20 protein-coding genes, 8 tRNA genes, 1 rRNA gene and 1 riboswitch are annotated in these 19363 nt (G+C 37.4%); all 29 genes read left to right on the plus strand.

The genetic code is table 11. The features are described 5' to 3' along the window. Nucleotides 1-315 (plus strand): 23S ribosomal RNA (locus T498_RS0109170); the annotation flags it as partial. 90 nt (nt 316-405) lie between these two features. Next, a tRNA-Asn gene (locus tag T498_RS0109175) sits at nt 406-478 on the plus strand. Between the two features lie 86 nt (nt 479-564). Beyond that, a tRNA-Glu gene (locus T498_RS0109180) sits at nt 565-636 on the plus strand. Between the two features lie 24 nt (nt 637-660). Further along, a tRNA-Thr gene (locus tag T498_RS0109185) sits at nt 661-733 on the plus strand. 61 nt (nt 734-794) lie between these two features. Beyond that, nucleotides 795-868 (plus strand) — tRNA-Ile (locus T498_RS0109190). A gap of 21 nt (nt 869-889) precedes the next feature. Beyond that, nucleotides 890-963, plus strand: a tRNA-Asp gene (locus tag T498_RS0109195). A 17-nt stretch (nt 964-980) separates the two neighbouring features. Beyond that, nucleotides 981-1053: transfer RNA gene (locus T498_RS0109200), tRNA-Val, on the plus strand. 16 nt (nt 1054-1069) lie between these two features. Beyond that, nucleotides 1070-1153: transfer RNA gene (locus T498_RS0109205), tRNA-Leu, on the plus strand. 29 nt (nt 1154-1182) lie between these two features. Beyond that, nucleotides 1183-1256 (plus strand) — tRNA-Arg (locus T498_RS0109210). Between the two features lie 76 nt (nt 1257-1332). Then, complete coding sequence (gene msrA, locus T498_RS0109215) at nt 1333-1818, plus strand: peptide-methionine (S)-S-oxide reductase MsrA (protein WP_028235655.1); 486 nt, start codon at nt 1333-1335, stop codon at nt 1816-1818. A 15-nt stretch (nt 1819-1833) separates the two neighbouring features. After that, the gene (locus T498_RS0109220; protein WP_028235656.1) at nt 1834-2334 is read left to right on the plus strand and encodes a hypothetical protein; all 501 of its coding nucleotides are present in this window, start codon (nt 1834-1836) and stop codon (nt 2332-2334) included. Nucleotides 2335-2414: 80 nt separating this feature from the next. Further along, nucleotides 2415-3803: a GntP family permease gene (locus T498_RS0109225; RefSeq protein WP_028235657.1), complete on the plus strand. Its 1389-nt coding sequence runs from the start codon at nt 2415-2417 to the stop codon at nt 3801-3803. A 91-nt stretch (nt 3804-3894) separates the two neighbouring features. Continuing rightward, nucleotides 3895-5133, plus strand: a complete 1239-nt coding sequence (locus T498_RS0109230; RefSeq protein WP_028235658.1) for a glycerate kinase type-2 family protein — start codon at nt 3895-3897, stop codon at nt 5131-5133. A gap of 186 nt (nt 5134-5319) precedes the next feature. Continuing rightward, nucleotides 5320-6261, plus strand: a complete 942-nt coding sequence (gene nikB / locus T498_RS0109235) for a nickel ABC transporter permease (RefSeq protein ID WP_028235659.1) — start codon at nt 5320-5322, stop codon at nt 6259-6261. Then, nucleotides 6258-7058 (plus strand): nickel transporter permease, encoded by an 801-nt coding sequence (gene nikC, locus T498_RS0109240; protein ID WP_051524694.1) that lies wholly within the window; start codon nt 6258-6260, stop codon nt 7056-7058. The genes nikB and nikC overlap by 4 nt, the downstream gene beginning before the upstream one ends. A gap of 18 nt (nt 7059-7076) precedes the next feature. Continuing rightward, the gene (locus tag T498_RS0109245) at nt 7077-8624 is read left to right on the plus strand and encodes an ABC transporter substrate-binding protein (protein WP_028235661.1); all 1548 of its coding nucleotides are present in this window, start codon (nt 7077-7079) and stop codon (nt 8622-8624) included. Nucleotides 8625-8643: 19 nt separating this feature from the next. Beyond that, nucleotides 8644-9450 (plus strand): ABC transporter ATP-binding protein, encoded by an 807-nt coding sequence (locus tag T498_RS0109250; RefSeq protein WP_028235662.1) that lies wholly within the window; start codon nt 8644-8646, stop codon nt 9448-9450. Next, the gene (locus tag T498_RS15460; protein WP_051524695.1) at nt 9429-10097 is read left to right on the plus strand and encodes an ABC transporter ATP-binding protein; all 669 of its coding nucleotides are present in this window, start codon (nt 9429-9431) and stop codon (nt 10095-10097) included. The genes T498_RS0109250 and T498_RS15460 overlap by 22 nt, the downstream gene beginning before the upstream one ends. Before the next feature lie 20 nt (nt 10098-10117). After that, nucleotides 10118-10879: a class I SAM-dependent methyltransferase gene (locus T498_RS0109260; protein WP_051524696.1), complete on the plus strand. Its 762-nt coding sequence runs from the start codon at nt 10118-10120 to the stop codon at nt 10877-10879. Between the two features lie 10 nt (nt 10880-10889). Continuing rightward, nucleotides 10890-11789, plus strand: coding sequence for a LysR family transcriptional regulator (locus tag T498_RS0109265; protein WP_028235664.1), 900 nt, complete (start codon nt 10890-10892; stop codon nt 11787-11789). A 311-nt stretch (nt 11790-12100) separates the two neighbouring features. Then, the gene (gene hypB / locus T498_RS0109270; RefSeq protein ID WP_028235665.1) at nt 12101-12769 is read left to right on the plus strand and encodes a hydrogenase nickel incorporation protein HypB; all 669 of its coding nucleotides are present in this window, start codon (nt 12101-12103) and stop codon (nt 12767-12769) included. Between the two features lie 88 nt (nt 12770-12857). Beyond that, nucleotides 12858-12986: riboswitch (FMN riboswitch) on the plus strand. A gap of 113 nt (nt 12987-13099) precedes the next feature. Then, nucleotides 13100-13741 carry an ECF transporter S component gene (locus T498_RS0109275; protein WP_028235666.1) on the plus strand — a complete coding sequence of 214 codons (642 nt, stop codon included), beginning with the start codon at nt 13100-13102 and terminating at the stop codon, nt 13739-13741. 158 nt (nt 13742-13899) lie between these two features. Then, nucleotides 13900-14457 (plus strand): elongation factor P, encoded by a 558-nt coding sequence (gene efp / locus T498_RS0109280; RefSeq protein WP_028235667.1) that lies wholly within the window; start codon nt 13900-13902, stop codon nt 14455-14457. A gap of 2 nt (nt 14458-14459) precedes the next feature. Beyond that, entirely contained in the window at nt 14460-14660 is a 201-nt protein-coding gene (locus T498_RS0109285) for a hypothetical protein (RefSeq protein ID WP_028235668.1), read from the plus strand. Between the two features lie 141 nt (nt 14661-14801). Further along, a complete protein-coding gene (locus tag T498_RS0109290; RefSeq protein WP_028235669.1) occupies nt 14802-15959 on the plus strand; it encodes an FprA family A-type flavoprotein in 1158 nt (385 codons plus the stop codon). 38 nt (nt 15960-15997) lie between these two features. Next, entirely contained in the window at nt 15998-16960 is a 963-nt protein-coding gene (locus T498_RS0109295; protein WP_028235670.1) for an L-lactate dehydrogenase, read from the plus strand. A gap of 125 nt (nt 16961-17085) precedes the next feature. After that, nucleotides 17086-17259 carry a hypothetical protein gene (locus tag T498_RS16775; RefSeq protein WP_155951050.1) on the plus strand — a complete coding sequence of 58 codons (174 nt, stop codon included), beginning with the start codon at nt 17086-17088 and terminating at the stop codon, nt 17257-17259. A 786-nt stretch (nt 17260-18045) separates the two neighbouring features. Further along, complete coding sequence (gene rbsK / locus T498_RS0109305) at nt 18046-18936, plus strand: ribokinase (protein ID WP_028235671.1); 891 nt, start codon at nt 18046-18048, stop codon at nt 18934-18936. Then, on the plus strand, nt 18937-19353 hold the full coding sequence (gene rbsD / locus T498_RS0109310) for a D-ribose pyranase (RefSeq protein ID WP_028235672.1): 417 nt from the start codon (nt 18937-18939) through the stop codon (nt 19351-19353). Nucleotides 19354-19363 lie beyond the last annotated feature (10 nt).

Here is a 19363-nt window from a genome sequence, read left to right on the forward strand (position 1 = left end):
TCAGAACGTCGTGAGACAGTTCGGTCCCTATCCGGCGCGGGCGTAGGATATTTGAGAGGAGCTGCCCCTAGTACGAGAGGACCGGGGTGGACGGACCACTGGTGTATCAGCTGTCGACCAACGGCATAGCTGAGTAGCCAAGTCTGGACGGGATAAACGCTGAAGGCATCTAAGCGTGAAGCCCCCCTCAAGATGAGATATCCCCTTCCTTCAAGGAAATAAGATCCCTTATAGACGATAAGGTAGATAGGTTCAAGGTGTAAGTGTGGTAACACATTCAGCTGATGAATACTAATAGATCGAAGGTTTATTCTAAAAAAGAAATATGTAGTCAGGATGTAATTCTGAAATTTACTGTGTGAAGTTTTGAGGTTACTAAGTGTTAAATTTAGTAGCTGTTACTAATCCTCAATAGCTCAGTTGGTAGAGCACTCGGCTGTTAACCGAGTTGTCGTAGGTTCGAGTCCTACTTGGGGAGTTAATCAAAATCTATTGCAAAAGCATTTGGATTATGATATTATGATTCAGTCGCTGAAGAAAAAGGCGCCTATCACACAACAGTTTGGCTCCGTGGTCAAGCGGTTAAGACATCGCCCTTTCACGGCGGTAACACGGGTTCAATTCCCGTCGGAGTCACTTGCCTTTTGGCATACAGTATAAGCCGATGTGGCTCAATTGGCAGAGCAGCTGATTTGTAATCAGCAGGTTATCGGTTCGAGTCCGATCATCGGCTTTTTTCTATTGAATAGAAAGAGGCCAATTTTTTTTATAAAGGTCTTGCTTGTTTACAATAGGGACCTTTAGCTCAGTTGGTTAGAGCAACCGGCTCATAACCGGTCGGTCCAGGGTTCGAGTCCCTGAGGGTCCACTTTCTTACATAATATAATATGGCCTCATGGCTCAGTTGGTTAGAGCGCCGCCCTGTCACGGCGGAGGTCGAGGGTTCAAGTCCCTCTGGGGTCGTTCCAGTTTACAACTATGGGATCTTAGCTCAGCTGGGAGAGCATCTGCCTTACAAGCAGGGGGTCACAGGTTCGAGCCCTGTAGGTCCCATTAGCCTTTAGGCTAAGCCGTAGTGGCGGAACTGGCAGACGCGCAGGACTTAAAATCCTGTGGTGGCGACATCGTACCGGTTCGATTCCGGTCTACGGCATTCACTCTTTGAGTGAAATATAATAATGTGTGTGCGTAGCTCAGCTGGATAGAGCACTTGGCTACGGACCAAGGTGTCGGGGGTTCGAATCCTCTCGCGCACGCTTATTAAACGGCTGTAAATCCTTTTTAGGATTTACAGCTTTTTTCTTTTTATTAAATATTAAGGAGGAAAATTAGATGAAAGCATATTTTGCAGGAGGATGTTTTTGGTGTGTAACACCAATTTATAAAATATACGGAGTAGATAATGTTGTATGCGGTTATTCAGGAGGGGATGAAGTAAATCCAACATATGAAATGGTAAAATCCCAGCAAACAGGCCATAGAGAGACTATCGAGCTTACCTATGATCCTACTAATGTAGATTATGATAAGCTGCTGGATATCTATCTAGCAAATGTTGATCCATTTGATGGTGAAGGACAGTATATTGATAAAGGCTTTTCATATACATTAGCAATTTACTATAATAATGATGAAGAGAAAAAAATCGCATTAGATAAGATAAAGGCTTTAGAGGCTGAGACAAAAAAGAAAGTATATATTGCTTTAGAACCGTTCAAAAGCTTTTATAAAGCTGAAGAAGAACATCAGGACTATTATCTTAAAAATCCAGAGGCATTTGAAAAAGAAATGTACGAAAGTGGAAGAAGAAAAAACTAGATTGGAGGAAGTGAAATGAAAGAAAAGCTTAAGAAAATCAAAGTTTTATTTGGAGATGTTGATAACACTTTATTATGTTTAAAAATGTACAATGATGAGGGGAAAAGAATCGTAGGATTTGAAGATTCCAATGATTGGTTAAAATACAATATAAACAATAATGCATATATAAAATGCCAGGCACCGAGAGGCGTTAAAAAATTAATTGATGACCTACACTTTAATCAAGGTGTGAAAATATATGGATTAACAGAATGCAGTAATTCTTTTGAATACAACTCAAAATACAATAGACTTAGAGAATGCTATCCAGGTATTTTTGAGCATCATGGAGATTTGATTTCCACTGAAAGTCGTCATAAAAAGGTATTAATAATGCAGATGATTGCAGAACGTGATGGCTATAATATGGATGAGATAATGTTTATCGATGATAGCTATACTGAGATAATGGAAGCATTTGGAGCAGGCATCCTCTCTATGCACACTACAGAGGTAATGGAAAGATTTATGTAGAGTAATTGTTTGTAGAAAACCCCTTTAATATGTACTATCATGGTTATAGAAGGCAACAAAAAAGAAGGGGGGGAATTGCCATGACAGGATTTCCGTTGATTATCATTTTTATTTTGGCAATCGTTTTAATGATTGTTATGATTTCAAAACTTAAGGTTCATCCATTTATTTCTATTATGTGCGTATCGCTTGTGCTTGGATTGGTCGCTGGCATACCAATTGTGGATGTAACGCTTGAAGACGGTACTACGAAAGCAGGAATAGCTACGGTAATAGGTCAAGGCTTTTCAGGAACATTTACATCAATTGGTATTGTTATTATTCTAGGTGCACTGATAGGTGCATTGTTAGAAAAAACAGGCGCAGCATTAAAGCTGGCAGATATTGTAATCAAGATTGTTGGTAAAAGGCATCCCGTCCTTGCCATGGAATTAATGGGATGGATTGTTTCTATTCCAGTATTTTGCGATTCTGGTTTTGTTATCTTAAACCCAATTAGAAAAGCATTAGTAAAAAGAACGGCGTCATCTTCTGTTGCTATGACAGTTGGATTGGCAGCTGGTTTATTTACATCACATGTATTTATTCCACCTACACCAGGTCCAATTGCTGCGGCAAACACCCTTGGAATAGGAGATAACCTGTTGCTGGTTATGGGTGTTGGTTTAATATGCTCTATTTTTCCGTTAATCGCAGCGTATGCCTATGCTAAACTCATTGGAAAAACAATTAAGGCTAAAGATGAATTTGATATAACTCAAGCAACTAAGAGCTATGAAGAATTAGTTGCTGAGTATGGCAAATTACCAAGTAGTTTTATGGCATTATCGCCTATCATTATTCCAATTATTCTGATGGCTTTGTCATCAATCGTTTCTATGGCAAAGATTGCAGGTACATCAGCTGATATTTGTAAGTTTTTAGGAACACCAATCATAGCGTTGTCTATTGGTACAGTATTTGCTGTATTACAGCTAGCTAGCTCTAATAGAATAAACGAGTTTTATGATATATGTAATGATACATTAAAGACAGCTGGTCCGATTCTATTTATTACCGCAGCAGGTGGTGTTTTGGGTAAAGTGATTGCATCGTCTGATATGGTAAACTATATCTCAATACATGCAGGAGCATTGTCGACAATGGGCATTTTCTTCCCATTCTTCCTGTCAGCGATTTTGAAGTCTGCGCAGGGTTCATCAACAGTTGCACTAACGACAACGGCAGGTATTGTGGGTCCATTGCTTACAGCATTAGGATTCACAACACCAATTCAAATAACACTTGTATGTATGGCTATCGGAGCAGGTGCAATGACCGTATCCCATGCAAATGATTCATATTTCTGGGTAGTAACAAATTTTGGTGGAATGACACCAGAGCGAGGCTACAAGTCATGGACTGTTGCATCTTTGTTGATGGGTGTAGCGTCTATAGTTGAAATTGCAATTTTAAGTTTGTTTTTATAGTTAAGATTTATATTTTTTCATTGTGTTTAAATAATGCTATGTGTAACATCTGCTTGCACATAGCATTAATTCTAAATAGAGGATAATTTTGATGAATAAAAAATTAAGAAAAGATATTGATTTTATTATTACAAACACAATCAAAGAAGTATTGCCAGATGAAGCTGTTGAAAAAGCTTTAAAAAACTTTTCGTATGGTAATGGAAAAATTGTTTTAGTTGCTACAGGTAAGGCAGCATGGCAGATGGCTAATGCGGCAAAGAATTCTCTAAAGCGTGTTGATAGAGGTATCGTCGTAACAAAATATGAGCATGTAAAAGGGATAATAGAAGGAATAGAATGCTATGAGGCTGGGCATCCAATACCGGATGATAATAGTTTCAAAGCAACAGAAAAGGCCCTTGAAATGGTATCTGATTTAACAGAGGATGATACAGTGATTTTTCTATTGTCAGGAGGAGGTAGTGCTTTATTTGAAGTACCTTTAATCCCAGGTGAAGAGCTTCAGGATATTACAAAACAATTACTGGCAAGTGGTGCAGATATTGTAGAGATGAACACTATAAGAAAAAGATTGAGCAAAGTAAAAGGTGGTCGTTTTGCTAAGGCATGTGCTCCTGCAAAAATATTTAGTATAGTGCTCAGTGATATTGTAGGTGATCCACTTGATATGATAGCGAGCGGTCCGGCTTATCCTGATTTTTCAACTTGTGCTGATGCAAATGCAATTGTAAAAAAGTACAATCTTAAACTGACTAATAAGGCGTTAGAGTTGCTTAATCAGGAGACACCGAAAGAGTTAGATAATGTAGAAACTCATATTATGGGTTCGGTAAGAGAACTCTGTAAAGCGGCAGCTAAATACAGTGAGACCCTTGGATATGAAGCAACAATTCTAACAGATGAATTGTGCTGTGAGGCGAGAGAGGCAGGAAGCTTCTTGGCTAGCATAGCAAAATCTGCTGTTAAAACTGGAAAGAAAAAAGCTTATATTGCTGGGGGAGAAACAGTTGTCCACCTGACAGGAAATGGTAAGGGAGGAAGAAACCAGGAATTAGCACTGGGGGCTGCAACGCAAATCTCTGGATTAGAAAATAGTGTAGCAATTGCATCGGTTGGTAGCGATGGCACAGATGGACCTACTGATGCAGCTGGCGGCTATGTCGATACAGACACACTTCAAGAATTGAACAATAAAAATATAGATGTTTATAAAGTGCTTGAAAACAATGATGCGTATAATGCATTAAAAGAAGTAGATGGTTTAATTATTACGGGAGCAACAGGTACAAATGTGAATGATGTTGCTATAATACTTATAGACAACTAAATTAAGATTAATATATGGGAGGCTTTTTGCCTCCCTACTTTTTTGAAGGAAAAGCAATGTGGATTTATATTCCTAAATGGAATATCATGGATGCAAAATGGAATATCTTCAGCATATAACTTTATTGAGATATTCGCAAATTGAATATAAAATTAGATGAGTAGTGAAAAATAAAGGAGACTTCTTTTGAAATATATTATAAAAAGAATCATCCAATTGATTCCATTATTATTTGCAATCACATTTCTTTCATTTGCCATGATGCGTCTGGCAGGTAGCGATGTGGTGGAGCAGAAAATGCTTAATACAGGGCAGGTGATATCAGAAAATCAGCTTGCAATGGCTAAAGAGCAGCTGGGATTGGATGATCCATTTCTTATACAATATTTTAGATGGCTAAATAATCTGTTGCATGGTGATATGGGAGTAAGTTATGTTTCAGGACAGAATGTGTTTGAAACATTTATTTCCAAATTGCCTGCCACATTGTTATTAACATTTACATCAATTATCCTGACGATTATTATATCAATTCCCCTAGGAATAATTGCAGCCGTACATCACAACAAATTCGTAGATTACATAATTCGGTTTTTAAGTTTTATAGGAAACAGTCTTCCTAATTTTTTTGTGTCATTAGTGCTTATGTACATTCTTGCTATTAAGCTTAGATGGCTTCCAATCATATCTAAAGATGTAAGTGCCGCAAGTGTAGTCATGCCCACTCTTACTTTAGCAATAGCGATGTCGGCAAAATATACGAGGCAGGTGCGCACCACAGTGCTTGATGAGCTCAGCAAAGACTATATTATTGGAGCCAAGGCAAGAGGTGTAAAATTCTCGGTTACCCTTATGGGGAGCGTTCTTAGGTCATCTCTGGTAACTATAATCACTTTACTGGCACTATCAATAGGAAGCTTGCTTGGTGGAACTGCCATCGTTGAATCTATTTTTATGTGGGATGGTGTAGGAAAACTGGCGGTCGATGCAATAAACATGAGAGATTATCCAATGATACAAGCCTATGTAATGTGGATGGCAATTATATATGTATTAGTAAATCTAATTACAGATATATCATACAGATTCTTGGACCCAAGAATTAGATTGGGGGAAAAAGAGTCATGAAAAATAAAATTAGATTTAGTGTAATTAGTACATTAGTGATTGTGATTATCTTTATGGCGATATTCGCAAATACGATATGTCCCTATGATCCTTACCAGCAAGATTTATCGATTGCATATCAAGCACCTAGTGCAACTCATCTTATGGGGACAGATACATATGGAAGAGATATGCTTTCAAGGGTGATTATTGGTGGACAAGTCAGCGTACTATCTACCTTATGTTTAGTATTAATAATAAGTGTGTTCGGCACAATAATAGGGATACTTTGTGGATATATAGGAGGAAAAGTAGATACTATTATAATGAGAGTTTCCGACCTATGTCTTGCATTTCCAGGTCTTGTGTTTGCACTTGCGATTGCTGCAATCCTGGGAGGAGGTATCGTAAATGCGATAATTGCATTAGCCATAATAAGCTGGCCAAAATATTCTAGAGTTGCTAGAGGTTTGACTCTTTCAATAAAAGATTCAACCTATATAGCGGCAGCAAAGCTCGCAGGCTCAAATTCATTGCAGTTGATTTTTAGGCATATTATTCCAAACATAATTGGCCCAATACTTGTTACAGCAACACTTGATATAGGAACTATGATGATGGAGATAGCAGGCCTTTCTTTCTTAGGATTGGGAGCTCAGCCTCCAGTTGCCGAGTGGGGAAATATGATGAGCAACGGCAGAAGCATGCTTCAAACCTATCCTTGGGTAGTGTTATCTCCAGGTATAGCGATATTTGTAACGGTTGCAGTGTTTAATCTATTTGGTGATATGGTAAGAGACATTACAGATAAAAAATGATTATTAGGAGGAAGATAAATGAAAAAACTATTAGCAACGATGCTTGCATTAACAATATCGTTATCAGGCTTTATCGGCTGCGGAGCGCAAAATAAGGATAGTGCCATAAATGATGGGAAAAAGACTTTTATACTTGGAGACACAACTTTTAATGCAGAAAATGAAGAGGCGACTATCAATCCACATGATACATATTGTGGTTGGGCATGCATTAGATATGGTGTTGGCGAGACACTTTTCAAGTTTAATGACAACATGGAACTAGAACCATGGGTGGCAGATTCATATGAGAATGTAGATGATTTAACTTGGAAGATTACCCTTAAGGATGGAGTGACATTTTCAAATGGAAAGCCATGTGATGCAGAAGCTGTAAAAGCTTGTATTGAGGATTTGATAGCGGTACATGAAAGAGCTGCGGGAGACCTTGCAATTGATTCGATTGAGGCGGATGATTTAACTCTTACAATTAAAACAACTACTCCAAAGCCAACATTGATAAACTACTTATGTGACCCATACGGATGTATTATTGATGTTTCAGAAACAACTGATGATGGCATTGTAGTAGGTACAGGTCCATTTGTTGCAACTGAACTTGTTACAGATGATCATTTAAATTTAGTTAAAAATGACAACTATTGGAATGGCGATGTAAAAATAGATGAGGTTACTGTACTTACCATATCTGATGGCGACACTCTTGCAATGTCACTGCAAAATGGCGACATCGATGCTGCGTACGGAATGGCCTATGCATCTTATCCACTCTTTGAAAATGAAGATTATGGATTTACAAGTGCTGCAACAAGCCGCGCTTTTTATCTGCAAATGAATTATAATTCTGAAATAATTAATGATCCTGCAGTGCGCGAAGCAATTGCTTTAGGAATTGATAAGGAGTCCTTCGTAAATACGTTATTATCAGGATATGGATATGTTGGAAATGGTGCATTCCCAGATACATTTCCTTTCGGAAAAGGCATTGAAGGTAAGAGTTATGATCCTGAAAAAGCAAAAGAAATCCTAGAAAATGCAGGATGGACTGATACAGATGGAGATGGAATCAGAGAAAAAGACGGAAAGAAGTTAACAATTAATTGGGTGTCATATCCAAGCCGTCAAGAACTGCCACTTCTAGCTGAAAGCGCTCAGGCTACATTAAAAGATATAGGAATTGATGTGCAGTTAAATATCACTGCTGATCATGGCACAATTGTTGCAGAAAAGGAAGGTTGGGATGTATATGCAGCAGCATTTGTTACTGCAGGAATCGGAGATCCGATGTATTTCTTTAGTACACATTGCCTTAGCGATTCAACAAAGAATAGAGGAAGCTATTCTAACGAAGAATTAGAAAAACTGGCTACAGAAATGAATAGCACATTTGATGTTAGTAAGAGAAATGAGCTGGCAATTCAGATGCAGCAGCAGATACTTGATGATGATGCATTCGTATTTTGCTCGTTCTTACGCATGAGCATGATTTACAAAGCTAATGTTACAGGTCTCACAGCTCATGCTTGTGATTACTATGAGTTAACAGCAGATTTAGATATAAATTAAAATTAGGAGAGCTTACATTATGGCAGACACTATTTTTAAATATGATTCGATAAGCATAGAATATGAAGGAAAAGTGGCAGTCAGTAATGTAAGCTTTTCTTTGGATAAAGGGAGAATACTTGCTTTAGTTGGAGAATCAGGAAGTGGTAAAACCACCATAATAAAATCAGTTATGGGGATTTTAAACCCCGATGCCACTATTAAAAACGGGCATATAGTATTTGAAAATGAAAATCTGTTGGAGAAAAACGAAAAACAGTTAAGAGCCATAAGGGGAAAGAAAATTGGAATGATTTTTCAAGATTCCCTTGGGGCATTCTGCCCTATTAGGACAATCGGCCAACAAATAATTGAGGCAGTGAAGGCTCATTATAAAAAGGATAAAAATGAAATAAAGCAGGAGGCATTAGCATTATTTGATAAACTGAATCTAAATGATCCTGAAAAACTTTGGAAAAGTTATCCTTTTGAGTTATCAGGAGGAATGAATCAAAGAGTTGGGATTGCTATTGCCATGTTATTAAATCCAACACTTTTATTAGCAGATGAACCAACAAGTGCTATCGATGAAAATGCAAAGAAAATGGTGCTTGCCGAATTAAAGAGAATAAGAGATTCTTACGGAACTTCAATAATAATAGTTACACATGATATGACTGTGGTATCTGAAATAGCTGACGAAGTGATTGTTTTAAAAGATGGAAAAGTCGTAGAACAGGGAATTAAAAATCAGGTATTGGAAAATCCTAAAGCAGAATATACGAGACAGTTAATAGAAGCTGTTCCTACTAGCAGGAGTGAAGAATGGAAGCTATCATTAGTTTAAAAGATGTATGCAAGGAATATACGCGAAATTCAAAAGTTACAACCGAGGCTTTGCAGGATATATCATTTGATGTTTTTAAAGGTGAGACTTTGGGCATCGTGGGAGAGTCCGGAAGTGGAAAAAGCACATTGGCCCAGATATTAGTGGGCCTGCTAGATGCTTCAAAGGGAACAGTTAAACGCAAAGGCTCTATTCAAATGGTTTTTCAAAATCCTGTTGAATCCTTTAATCCAAGACGAACTCTAGAATATAGTGTTGGCGAATACCTAAAAAACAAAGGAATAGATAAAAAAGATATCCAAAAGAAGGTTGCGAAAACTTTTACTTTGTGTGGTCTTAAGCCTGAGCTTGCAAAGAAATATCCTCATCAGGTCAGCGGAGGGCAATGTCAACGTGCCGCTATTGCCAGGGCTCTTATTGCCGAGCCAGATATACTAATTTGCGATGAAGCAACAAGCTCACTGGATGTAACTGTTCAAAAACAAATAATCGATTTACTTGATGAATTGAATGATAACGAAGGGCTTACAATAATCTTTATAAGCCACGATTTATCGTTGGTTGAAATGTTTTGCGAAAGAGCTATTATTATAAAAGCAGGCAGATTAAGCAAAATATATGAGAAGAAAACCAATTATATTGGTTAGATTAGAAAAGGAATTTATAAATGGGAGAATTACGCCATATCGCTTTCGAAGATGAAGCAAATGATATAAAAGACAAAGTAGAAAATTATTGGGCGAAACGAGCTGAATCTTTTTTTACACTTAGACATGACGAAATAGAGAGTGAAAAATCTAAAAGATGGCTAGATGAAATTCAAAAAAATATTCCGCAAAGCAAACATCTAAAAATATTGGATGTAGGCTGTGGAACGGGCTATTTTGAAGTGATTTTAGGCAAGCTTGGGCATAATGTTACCGGGATAGATTTAACAGAAGAAATGATTCAAAAGGCGAATGAAATGATTCGTATATACGAATTGGACTCGAAGAATGTTAAAGCAATGGTAGGCGATGCAGAGCAGCCAGAATTTGAGGATGACACCTTTGATGTGGTCATAACAAGAAATCTTACCTGGACATTACCTCATCCTATTGAGGCATATAAGCAATGGTATAGGGTACTAAAGCAAGGCGGAGTACTACTAAATTTCGATGCAGAATATGCTAAAGGGGCACATAATCTGAAAAGCTCGGAGAATGTAGCACATAAAGATATTTCTGATAGTCTAAAAGACGAATGTCACAAAATATATCATATGCTTACAATTAGTACACTTGATCGCCCTAAATGGGATAAGAATATTTTGGAAGAAATTGGTTTTTCGAAAGTAGATTACGACTGTGGCTTTGGGGATAGAATATTCAAAGAGAGAGACGAGTTTTACATACCTGATAAAATGTTCAGTTTAAGAGCTATAAAATAGAGGGACGATAATGGAGATAAAACAGCTAAAATATTTTGTTGTTGCTGCTGATATTGGTTCGTTTAGTGAAGCAGCGAAAATACTGTACACCACTCAATCTAGTGTAAGTAAAGTTATTGGGGCACTGGAGGAGGAATTGGGCTATTCGTTATTCAAAAGAGTAGGTAAGGGCATTGCTCTTACCGAAGAAGGTAGCCGTTTTCATATCAAGGCAAGTAAGCTAGTGGCTGATTTTCAAGAGTTAGAAAATGAAAGTCAGAAAGACACTAAAAACATGATTAAGATTAGTATGAATCATAGTTCGTGGCTTGCGAATTGCTTTTCTGATTTTTATGAATCTCATAAGGATGATAATAATTGTTACTGCATCCATGCAGACACCACTTCAAACATAATTAAACGAATCCGACTTATGGAAGATGAGGTTGGATTTATCTACGTATTTCCTGAGACAAAGCTTCAATTTGAGTATGAGTTGAAAAAATATAATTTAAGATTTGAAAAATTAAAATCAGTAGACGGTATGATTTATTTTCAACCAGATGACAGTGTTAAGAATAATATATCTGTTGATAATGTACATGATTTGAAATTTATTCAGTCTGAGAGGGATGAGTATCTGCAATATGGGACTTGGTTTACGGAAGAGGGGGAAGAGGTAAACATAAAAGATGAGATTGCAGTAATTACAAACAGTGATTATGTTATGCATGCCCTTTTGGAAAGAAATGATTTGGCAAATCTAAGTGCGGATAGCTTTAATAGTTTTGACATGGGAATAAGGCCAGGACTCCGTTTAAAAAATTGCGGAGGTGTGATTGAATTTGGCGTTTTAAGCAATTTAGTAGGAAATATTTCTGAAGAATCTAAGGCATTTATCGATTTTATTAGGGAGGAACTACCATTATAAAATGTCCATAAAAAGGGTAATTTAGTGTGGTAATGTGCTAATGTGTTGAAAAATGGGGCTTTGTCGGCAAAAAAACTAGAAACAAAAAAATACAATTTTGTGAAAAAATTTTGAAAAAAACTATTGCGTAATTTTGTATATCATGTTATATTCTTTAACGTACTAGCGAAAAGCTAATACCAAATTTTTCATAACTCAGCGACCAAGGGCAACTTTGGTCGCACTCCCCGAATATTCACCGACGTTTTTACGTCGGTTTTTTTGTTATAATACTGATATAATTGTAGTAGAAAATTGAGGAGAATGGATCAATGGGTGAGGTTAAGGTAATTGAAATAGGTGAGAGTGTTTTTGCCGAGAATGATACTGCTGCAGAGAGTATCAGGAATCAGATGAAAAACCAGGGAACGTTTTTCTTGAACGTTATGTCTGGACCAGGCTCAGGCAAGACTACAACCCTATCAGCAATCATTAATAGGCTTAAGGGTAAATACAAAATTGGCGAGATGGATGTTGATATAGAATCTAGCATTGATGCGCAACGCGTAGCTGATGCTACAGGGGTAGAGTCTATACAGATACATAACATGGGTTTATGTCACATCGATGCAGATATGACTAAACGAGCTCTAAAAGAGTATGACACTACAGATTTGGATTTGTTAATTCTGGAGAACATAGGCAATCTCGTGTGTCCGGCAGAGTTCGATGTTGGTGCTAACAAAAATCTTATGCTACTATCAGTCCCAGAGGGGGACGATAAGCCGCTTAAATATCCACTTATGTTTGAAGTAAGTGATGTGGTTTTGATTAACAAGATAGATACACTAGACTACTTTGATTTCAGTAAAGAGAAAGTAACTGAGAGAATACTCAAGCTTAATCCTAATGCAAAGATTTTCTTTATCAGTGGAAAGACTGGTGAGGGATTAGATGAAGTAGTGGATTGGCTGGAAGAAGAGATTGCAGCAGTGAGGTAATGGCAGGTAGAATTGATTTTTTCTACATTTAAAAGTAATGACTATTGTAAATAAGAATTAAATGTAGTATATTGTACTCAATCAAATAGGAAATCTTCAGGGCAAGGTGCGAAGGATATTCCTTCAATTCCTGACCGGCGGTAAAGTCCGCGAGCGTATTAGCTGAACTGGTGAGATTCCAGTACCGACAGTATAGTCTGGATGGAAGAAGATAGACATAAAATGTTTATTGGATGATATGCCCTGAGTTAATCTCAGGGCTTTTTGATTGCATGCAATCAATTCCGAAGACTTCCTAAATCAAAAAAACTAATAGGAGGTCCATTGACTATGGATACAACAAATTACACAGGAACAAATATGGGAGTGAAAAGAGTGAATGTAAGAAAAATGACAGTAACTGCGATGCTATCTGCCGTAGGCTTTGTATTAATGTATTTGGATTTGTCGGTCCCATTCGTACCATTCTTTTTAAAGCTTGATGTATCTGATTTACCAGCTTTATTGGCATCATTTTCACTTGGTCCAGTTTACGGTTTGTTAGTTAGCTTGATAAAGAATTTATTACATCTTCCAGTTACTCAGTCAGGCGGAATTGGAGAATTATCAAATTTTATTTTGTGCACTGCTCTTGTAGTACCAGCTGGAATTATATATCAGCTTAAAAAGACAAAGAAAAATGCAATCATTGCAGTTTTTGTTGGATTGCTAGTTATGACTATTATGTCATATCCATCAAATGTATATGTTATTTATCCACTTTATTACAAGTTTATCATGCCAGAAGCAGCTATTATGGAAATCTATAAGGGCGTTGCTGATACATTTTTCCCATTTATGAACATAGACACAATGGCAAAAGGAATTTTATATTTCAATGTTCCATTCACATTTGTAAAAGATTTAATAACAGCATTAATTACTATCCTCATTTATCAACCACTCAGACCACTCCTTAAAGGTAACAATTAACAAAACAGTTGGTTAAAACTCAGAATCTGGTAAAGTGGTTATTGAAAATTCCATTAGATTGAGGTAAAATCATGTATACGAGTGGCTATATGCCAATGAAGAGGTAACATAGTTAGTATGAGGGCGTCAAGCCTCGTGCGTATAAGGAGGATTTTATAATGATTACAGCCGGTGATTTTAGAAACGGTATGACAATCGAGATGGACAATCAGGTTTATCAGGTTATTGAATTTCAGCATGTAAAGCCAGGTAAGGGTGCAGCTTTCGTTCGTACTAAGCTTAAGAATATTAAGAACGGTGGTGTTACAGAAACATCTTTCCGTCCTACAGAGAAGTTCCCAGCAGCACGTATCGATCGTAAGGATATGCAGTATCTTTACAACGACGGTGAGCTTTACAACTTCATGGATGTTGAGACATATGATCAGGTTGCTCTTACAGCAGATCAGATTGGTGACGCTCTTAAGTTCGTTAAGGAGAATGAAATCGTTAAGATGCTTTCTCACAATGGTTCAATCTTCTCAGTTGAGCCACCAATGTTCGTAGAGCTTCAGATTACAGATACAGAGCCAGGTTTCAAGGGTGATACAGCTACAGGTGCTACAAAGCCAGCTACAGTTGAAACAGGTGCTGTTGTTTACGTTCCACTTTTCGTAGAAAATGGTGAGACAATTAAGATTGATACTAGAACAGGAGAGTACCTCTCAAGGGTTTAATTATGGATTATAGAGAATACCCGCTTTCAGAGCTTTTACAAAATCGAAAAATATTTGCTGTATTTGACGAGGAGTTTCAGAAGGGAACTTGGCTAGATGCTACAGCTCTTCTTGGAAGCGAGAGCACGATTAATCAATTATATCGAGACGGTACAGTACCTCGTGAGACTCTTGACTCAATCGTACAGAGACTCTCTAAATAATTAGAATTTATCAAGGCCTTGGCGTTATTGCCAAGGTCTTTTTTTAGTACAAAGTCCTAATGAGAAAAATTCACCGATTGTTCGCTAGTGTGGATAACTGATATTTGTTAATATAAAAGAGGAGTAAAAGGAGGGCTAGACATGAATGTGAATTTTTCAGAGGCAATAAAGTACATAGGATGTAATGACAAGACAATCGATTTATTTGAGAGCCAGTATCCGGTTCCTAATGGCGTATCTTATAATTCATACGTGATTTTGGATGATAAGGTGGCTGTTATGGATACAGCTGATCCTCGTGTCACAGATGAATGGCTTAACAATTTGGATTGTGAATTGGCTGGTCGTAAGCCGGATTATTTAGTGGTTTCCCACATGGAGCCAGATCACGCAGGTTCTATTAAGGCGTTTTTAGAAAAATATCCTGACGTCACAGTTGTTGGAAATGCCAAGACATTTACAATGATGGGACAGTTTATGGCCCCTAGTCTATTTGATGAAAAAAAGCAGGTTGTAGCAGAAGGAGATAAGCTCTCACTTGGTGAACATGAGCTTACATTTGTAATGGCACCTATGGTTCACTGGCCAGAGGTAATGGTTGAGTATGAATCAAAAGAAAAGGTGTTGTTCTCAGCTGATGGATTCGGAAAATTTGGCGCATTAGATGTTGACGAACCATGGATAGATGAGGCACGTAGATACTATCTTAATATTGTTGGTAAGTATGGCGCTTCAGTTCAGGGATTGTTGAAAAAGGCGGCAAATCTTGATATCCAGACAATTTGCCCATTGCATGGACCGATTTTGACAGAAAATTTAGGTTACTATATTAATCTATATGATATATGGAGCAGCTATAAGCCTGAAGAGGAAGGCGTGCTTGTTGTATCAGCTTCTATTCATGGCAATACAAAGGCAGCAGCCCTTAAGCTAAGTGAGAAGTTGCAGCAGGCTGGCGTAAAGACAGAGTTTGTTGATATATGTAGAGATTCTATGTCTGAAGCGGTTGCCAGAGCATTTTACTATGATAAGATGGTGTGCTGCGCATGTACATATGATGGAGGATTATTCCCACCAATGCAGGATTTCTTACATCATCTTACAGCTAAAGCATATCAGAATCGTAAGGTAGCCTTTGTCGAGAATGGAACATGGGCTCCACAGGCAGCAAAGTGCATGAAGGCAATACTTGAGCCAATGAAAAACATGGAATTTGTTGAGCCAGTGGTAAGTATTAAATCTACTTTAAATGATGATAGCAAAGCCAAGCTCGAAGAGCTGATAAAAGCCCTGAGCTAGGATATAAATTAAGCAATTAAGCAATAGGAGGAATTTAAATGGCAGTAGAAGTAAACCCAAGAAAGGTAGCGATAATAGGAGCAGGATTTGTTGGTTCAGCTACTGCATTTGCATTGTCTCAGAGCAGTTTGTTTTCAGAGATGGTGCTGATTGATGCAGATTTTGAAAAAGCAGAAGGTGAGGCTATGGATATCAGTCATGGTACTCCATTTACCAAGCCTATTAAGATTTATGCAGGTAACTATGATGATGTTGCAGATGCAGCTATTGTAGTTGTTACTGCTGGCGCAGGCCAAAAGCCAGGCGAGACCAGACTTGATTTGGTGCATAAGAATGTTGGCATATTCAAATCAATTATTCCTGAAATCGCAAAGAGAGATTTTGGTGGAATTCTATTAATTGTAGCGAATCCAGTTGATATCTTAACTCTTACAGCACTTAAACTTTCAGGCTTGCCAGAAAATCGAGTAATCGGTTCAGGTACAGTTCTTGATTCTGCCAGATTAAAGACCGAGCTTGGTGAGCATCTTGGAATTGATAGCCGTTCAGTACATGCTTTTATTATAGGTGAGCATGGCGATAGTGAAATAGCAGCTTTCTCAAGTGCAAATGTTTCAGGAATTCCTGTAAATGATTTCTGCGAAATGAGAGGTCATTTCAATCACGAAGAATCTGAGAAGGCAATTGCTGAGCGTGTAAAGAATGCGGCATATGAAATTATTAAGAGAAAGCATGCTACATATTATGGTGTAGCTGTTGCGGTTAAGCGTATTTGCGAAGTTATTGTACGTGACGAGAGATCAATTTTATCAGTATCATCTATGATGCATGGTGAGTATGGTATTGAAGATATTTGTCTTTCTATGCCAGCAGTTGTAGGTGCAGATGGATTAGAGACAAAGGTACCAATATCTCTTGATGAGGAAGAGATAAAGGCTTTGCAAGAGTCTGCAAAGACATTGAAAGAGGTTGTAGATACAATCGATTTCTCAATTAATTAGAGGGTGCACTTATAAAGATACTTAATAATCCTTAATTCTTGTTGACATCCATAGAGAAGCGTGATATTCTGACTTAGATTTTAAAACAGAACAATTTTTATAACGTTTCAAAGTGGAGGAATAAAATGAGAATTAAGGATTTTATTGAGACATTAAGTCAGTATGATGAGAATATAGAGCTTGTAATAAATGTGGATGGTAAGTTTATCACACCTTCTGTAAATAGAGAGGTTGTTCATTTTAAGCATGAATACACTGGCACATCTTATAAGGATAGTGCAGTTGTGCTTGCTAAATAATTCAGTTAACCATCACATAAGCCACAGCTACAAAACAGAAAAAGGTAGTATTATTACATCATCGCAAGAGCGATAAACTTTTTCATATTATTCATAATTGTTTTGAGACAAAGTTCCCAATAATTATGACAATCATTCTCCCTTTAAGCGGCCATTGGCCGCTTATTTTTTTACTTTATAGAAATTACTCTGTAATTCCTATAAAGTAAAAACAAGCTGCGCTTGAAGGATGTGTCTCGCCGGCATAGGAAGATAATTGCTTACAGCAATTGCCGGCTCGCACTGCTAGAGTTTTGCAAAGCAAAACTCTTTCTAGTTAAATAACTTTTAAAGTAGCAAGAATGAACTATAGACTTGCCTTGAATAAAACAAGTCTTATAAATTCGGCATTTGAAAGGCATCTGCAAAATTTACTGTGGTTTATTTATGAAGAGCCTTTCATTTTACAGGTAATCTCCGATAATAATTATGTACACATAATTAATCAGTAGAGATACTGATAAAAGCTGTCACATTTTTTGTGGCAGCTTTTTTCTATTTGGAGATATGTGATGTGTTATTTATTGACAAAGTCGAGGGTGACGCCTGAGTAGAAATATCGCAGAAGGGCGTCAGTAAATCAGAAATATTGACTAAAATTTCAGACAAAAGTTTATTGAAATGGTAAAAAGTTACAAAAATTATTGACAGTAATGTGTAGGATTGGTACTATCATTTCATCAAATGAAACGCGTTTCAGAAACCTGTTTCAAGTATACCTTGATAAGGGAGAAAGGAAGTAGAGATTTGAAAATAGCAGTAGTTGGAAGTATAAATATGGATCAAACTGTACTTGCTGAGAGAATCCCACTGAAAGGGGAGACCCTTAGAGGCTCAGATTTACAGTATATTCCTGGGGGCAAGGGCGCTAATCAAGCTGTGGCAATGGCAAGACTTGGAGCCGAGGTAGCAATGTTTGGTTGCGTTGGAAATGATGACAACGGAAGAAAGCTGGTGGATAATCTTAAATCCGAGGGGATTGATACCAACTATATTAAGGTGGTAGATGGAGTTCCTACTGGCATTGCAATAATCACTGTTGGTGAAAATGATAATACAATTATTGTAGTTGCAGGCGCAAACGGTGAGGTAGATAAGCAGTATGTAGATGATATAAAGGATGAGCTGTTTAAGTATGATATGGTGGTACTTCAGCACGAGATTCCATTAGATACAGTTCATTACATAATTGAGATTTGTTCGGAAAAAGGAATACCTACAGTGCTAAATCCTGCACCAGCAGCGGATGTGCCAAAGGCAATAGTTGATAAGGTAACATATCTTACGCCAAATGAGCATGAGGCTAAGCTCATCTTCGGTAATGATATTTCAACAGAGGAGCTTGTAAAGGCCTATCCAGAAAAACTAATAATCACTCAGGGAAGCAAAGGTGTATTAACTTGTCTGAAATCTGGAGAATTACTTTCTGTTCCATGCCGTAAAAGCAATGTCGTAGATACTACAGGGGCAGGTGATACACTGAATGGGGCATTTGCTGTCAGAATTTCAGATAATAAATCAATGAGAGATGCATTAGTTTTTGCAAACACTGCAGCGGGCCTTTCAATTGAAAAGATGGGAGCCCAAGGTGGTATGCCTACAATCAAAGAAGTAGAAGCAGAATTGGAGGGGAAATAAATGAAAAGACAGGGAATATTAAACAGTGATATTTCGAGAGTGCTGTCATATATGGGGCACACAGATCGAATTTGTATAGGTGACTGTGGATTGCCAATTCCAGATGAAGTAGAAAGAATTGATTTATCATTAAAATTTGGAGTACCAAAATTCATGGAAGTTCTTAAAGAAATAGGGGCTGATATGAAAATTGAGAAAGTAATTCTTGCAGAAGAAATAAAAGAACAAAATCCAAAAGTGCTTGAAGAAGTACTTAATTTTTTGAAAGAATATGAAACAGGTTTCAAAGTGGAGGTTGAATATGTTTCACATTCTGAGCTCAAGGCACTTACTAATGATTGTAAAGCTGTTATACGTACTGGAGAAACAACTCCATATGCAAACATAATTCTTCAGTCTGGTTGCATATTTGGTTAGGGGGCAAAAC

Origin of the sequence: Pseudobutyrivibrio sp. MD2005 (genome assembly GCF_000621865.1) — a bacterium.
Lineage (GTDB): Bacteria > Bacillota > Clostridia > Lachnospirales > Lachnospiraceae > Pseudobutyrivibrio.

Excerpts from the sequence above, each read along its gene's own strand:
- msrA (WP_028235655.1), top strand. The coding sequence starts at position 1,333 with ATGAAAGCATATTTTGCAGGAGGATGTTTTTGGTGTGTAACACCAATT.
- T498_RS0109220 (WP_028235656.1), top strand. The coding sequence starts at position 1,834 with ATGAAAGAAAAGCTTAAGAAAATCAAAGTTTTATTTGGAGATGTTGAT.
- T498_RS0109225 (WP_028235657.1), top strand. The coding sequence starts at position 2,415 with ATGACAGGATTTCCGTTGATTATCATTTTTATTTTGGCAATCGTTTTA.
- T498_RS0109230 (WP_028235658.1), top strand. The coding sequence starts at position 3,895 with ATGAATAAAAAATTAAGAAAAGATATTGATTTTATTATTACAAACACA.
- nikC (WP_051524694.1), top strand. The coding sequence starts at position 6,258 with ATGAAAAATAAAATTAGATTTAGTGTAATTAGTACATTAGTGATTGTG.
- T498_RS0109245 (WP_028235661.1), top strand. The coding sequence starts at position 7,077 with ATGAAAAAACTATTAGCAACGATGCTTGCATTAACAATATCGTTATCA.
- T498_RS0109250 (WP_028235662.1), top strand. The coding sequence starts at position 8,644 with ATGGCAGACACTATTTTTAAATATGATTCGATAAGCATAGAATATGAA.
- T498_RS15460 (WP_051524695.1), top strand. The coding sequence starts at position 9,429 with ATGGAAGCTATCATTAGTTTAAAAGATGTATGCAAGGAATATACGCGA.
- T498_RS0109260 (WP_051524696.1), top strand. The coding sequence starts at position 10,118 with ATGGGAGAATTACGCCATATCGCTTTCGAAGATGAAGCAAATGATATA.
- T498_RS0109265 (WP_028235664.1), top strand. The coding sequence starts at position 10,890 with ATGGAGATAAAACAGCTAAAATATTTTGTTGTTGCTGCTGATATTGGT.
- hypB (WP_028235665.1), top strand. The coding sequence starts at position 12,101 with ATGGGTGAGGTTAAGGTAATTGAAATAGGTGAGAGTGTTTTTGCCGAG.
- T498_RS0109275 (WP_028235666.1), top strand. The coding sequence starts at position 13,100 with ATGGATACAACAAATTACACAGGAACAAATATGGGAGTGAAAAGAGTG.
- efp (WP_028235667.1), top strand. The coding sequence starts at position 13,900 with ATGATTACAGCCGGTGATTTTAGAAACGGTATGACAATCGAGATGGAC.
- T498_RS0109285 (WP_028235668.1), top strand. The coding sequence starts at position 14,460 with ATGGATTATAGAGAATACCCGCTTTCAGAGCTTTTACAAAATCGAAAA.
- T498_RS0109290 (WP_028235669.1), top strand. The coding sequence starts at position 14,802 with ATGAATGTGAATTTTTCAGAGGCAATAAAGTACATAGGATGTAATGAC.
- T498_RS0109295 (WP_028235670.1), top strand. The coding sequence starts at position 15,998 with ATGGCAGTAGAAGTAAACCCAAGAAAGGTAGCGATAATAGGAGCAGGA.
- T498_RS16775 (WP_155951050.1), top strand. The coding sequence starts at position 17,086 with ATGAGAATTAAGGATTTTATTGAGACATTAAGTCAGTATGATGAGAAT.
- rbsD (WP_028235672.1), top strand. The coding sequence starts at position 18,937 with ATGAAAAGACAGGGAATATTAAACAGTGATATTTCGAGAGTGCTGTCA.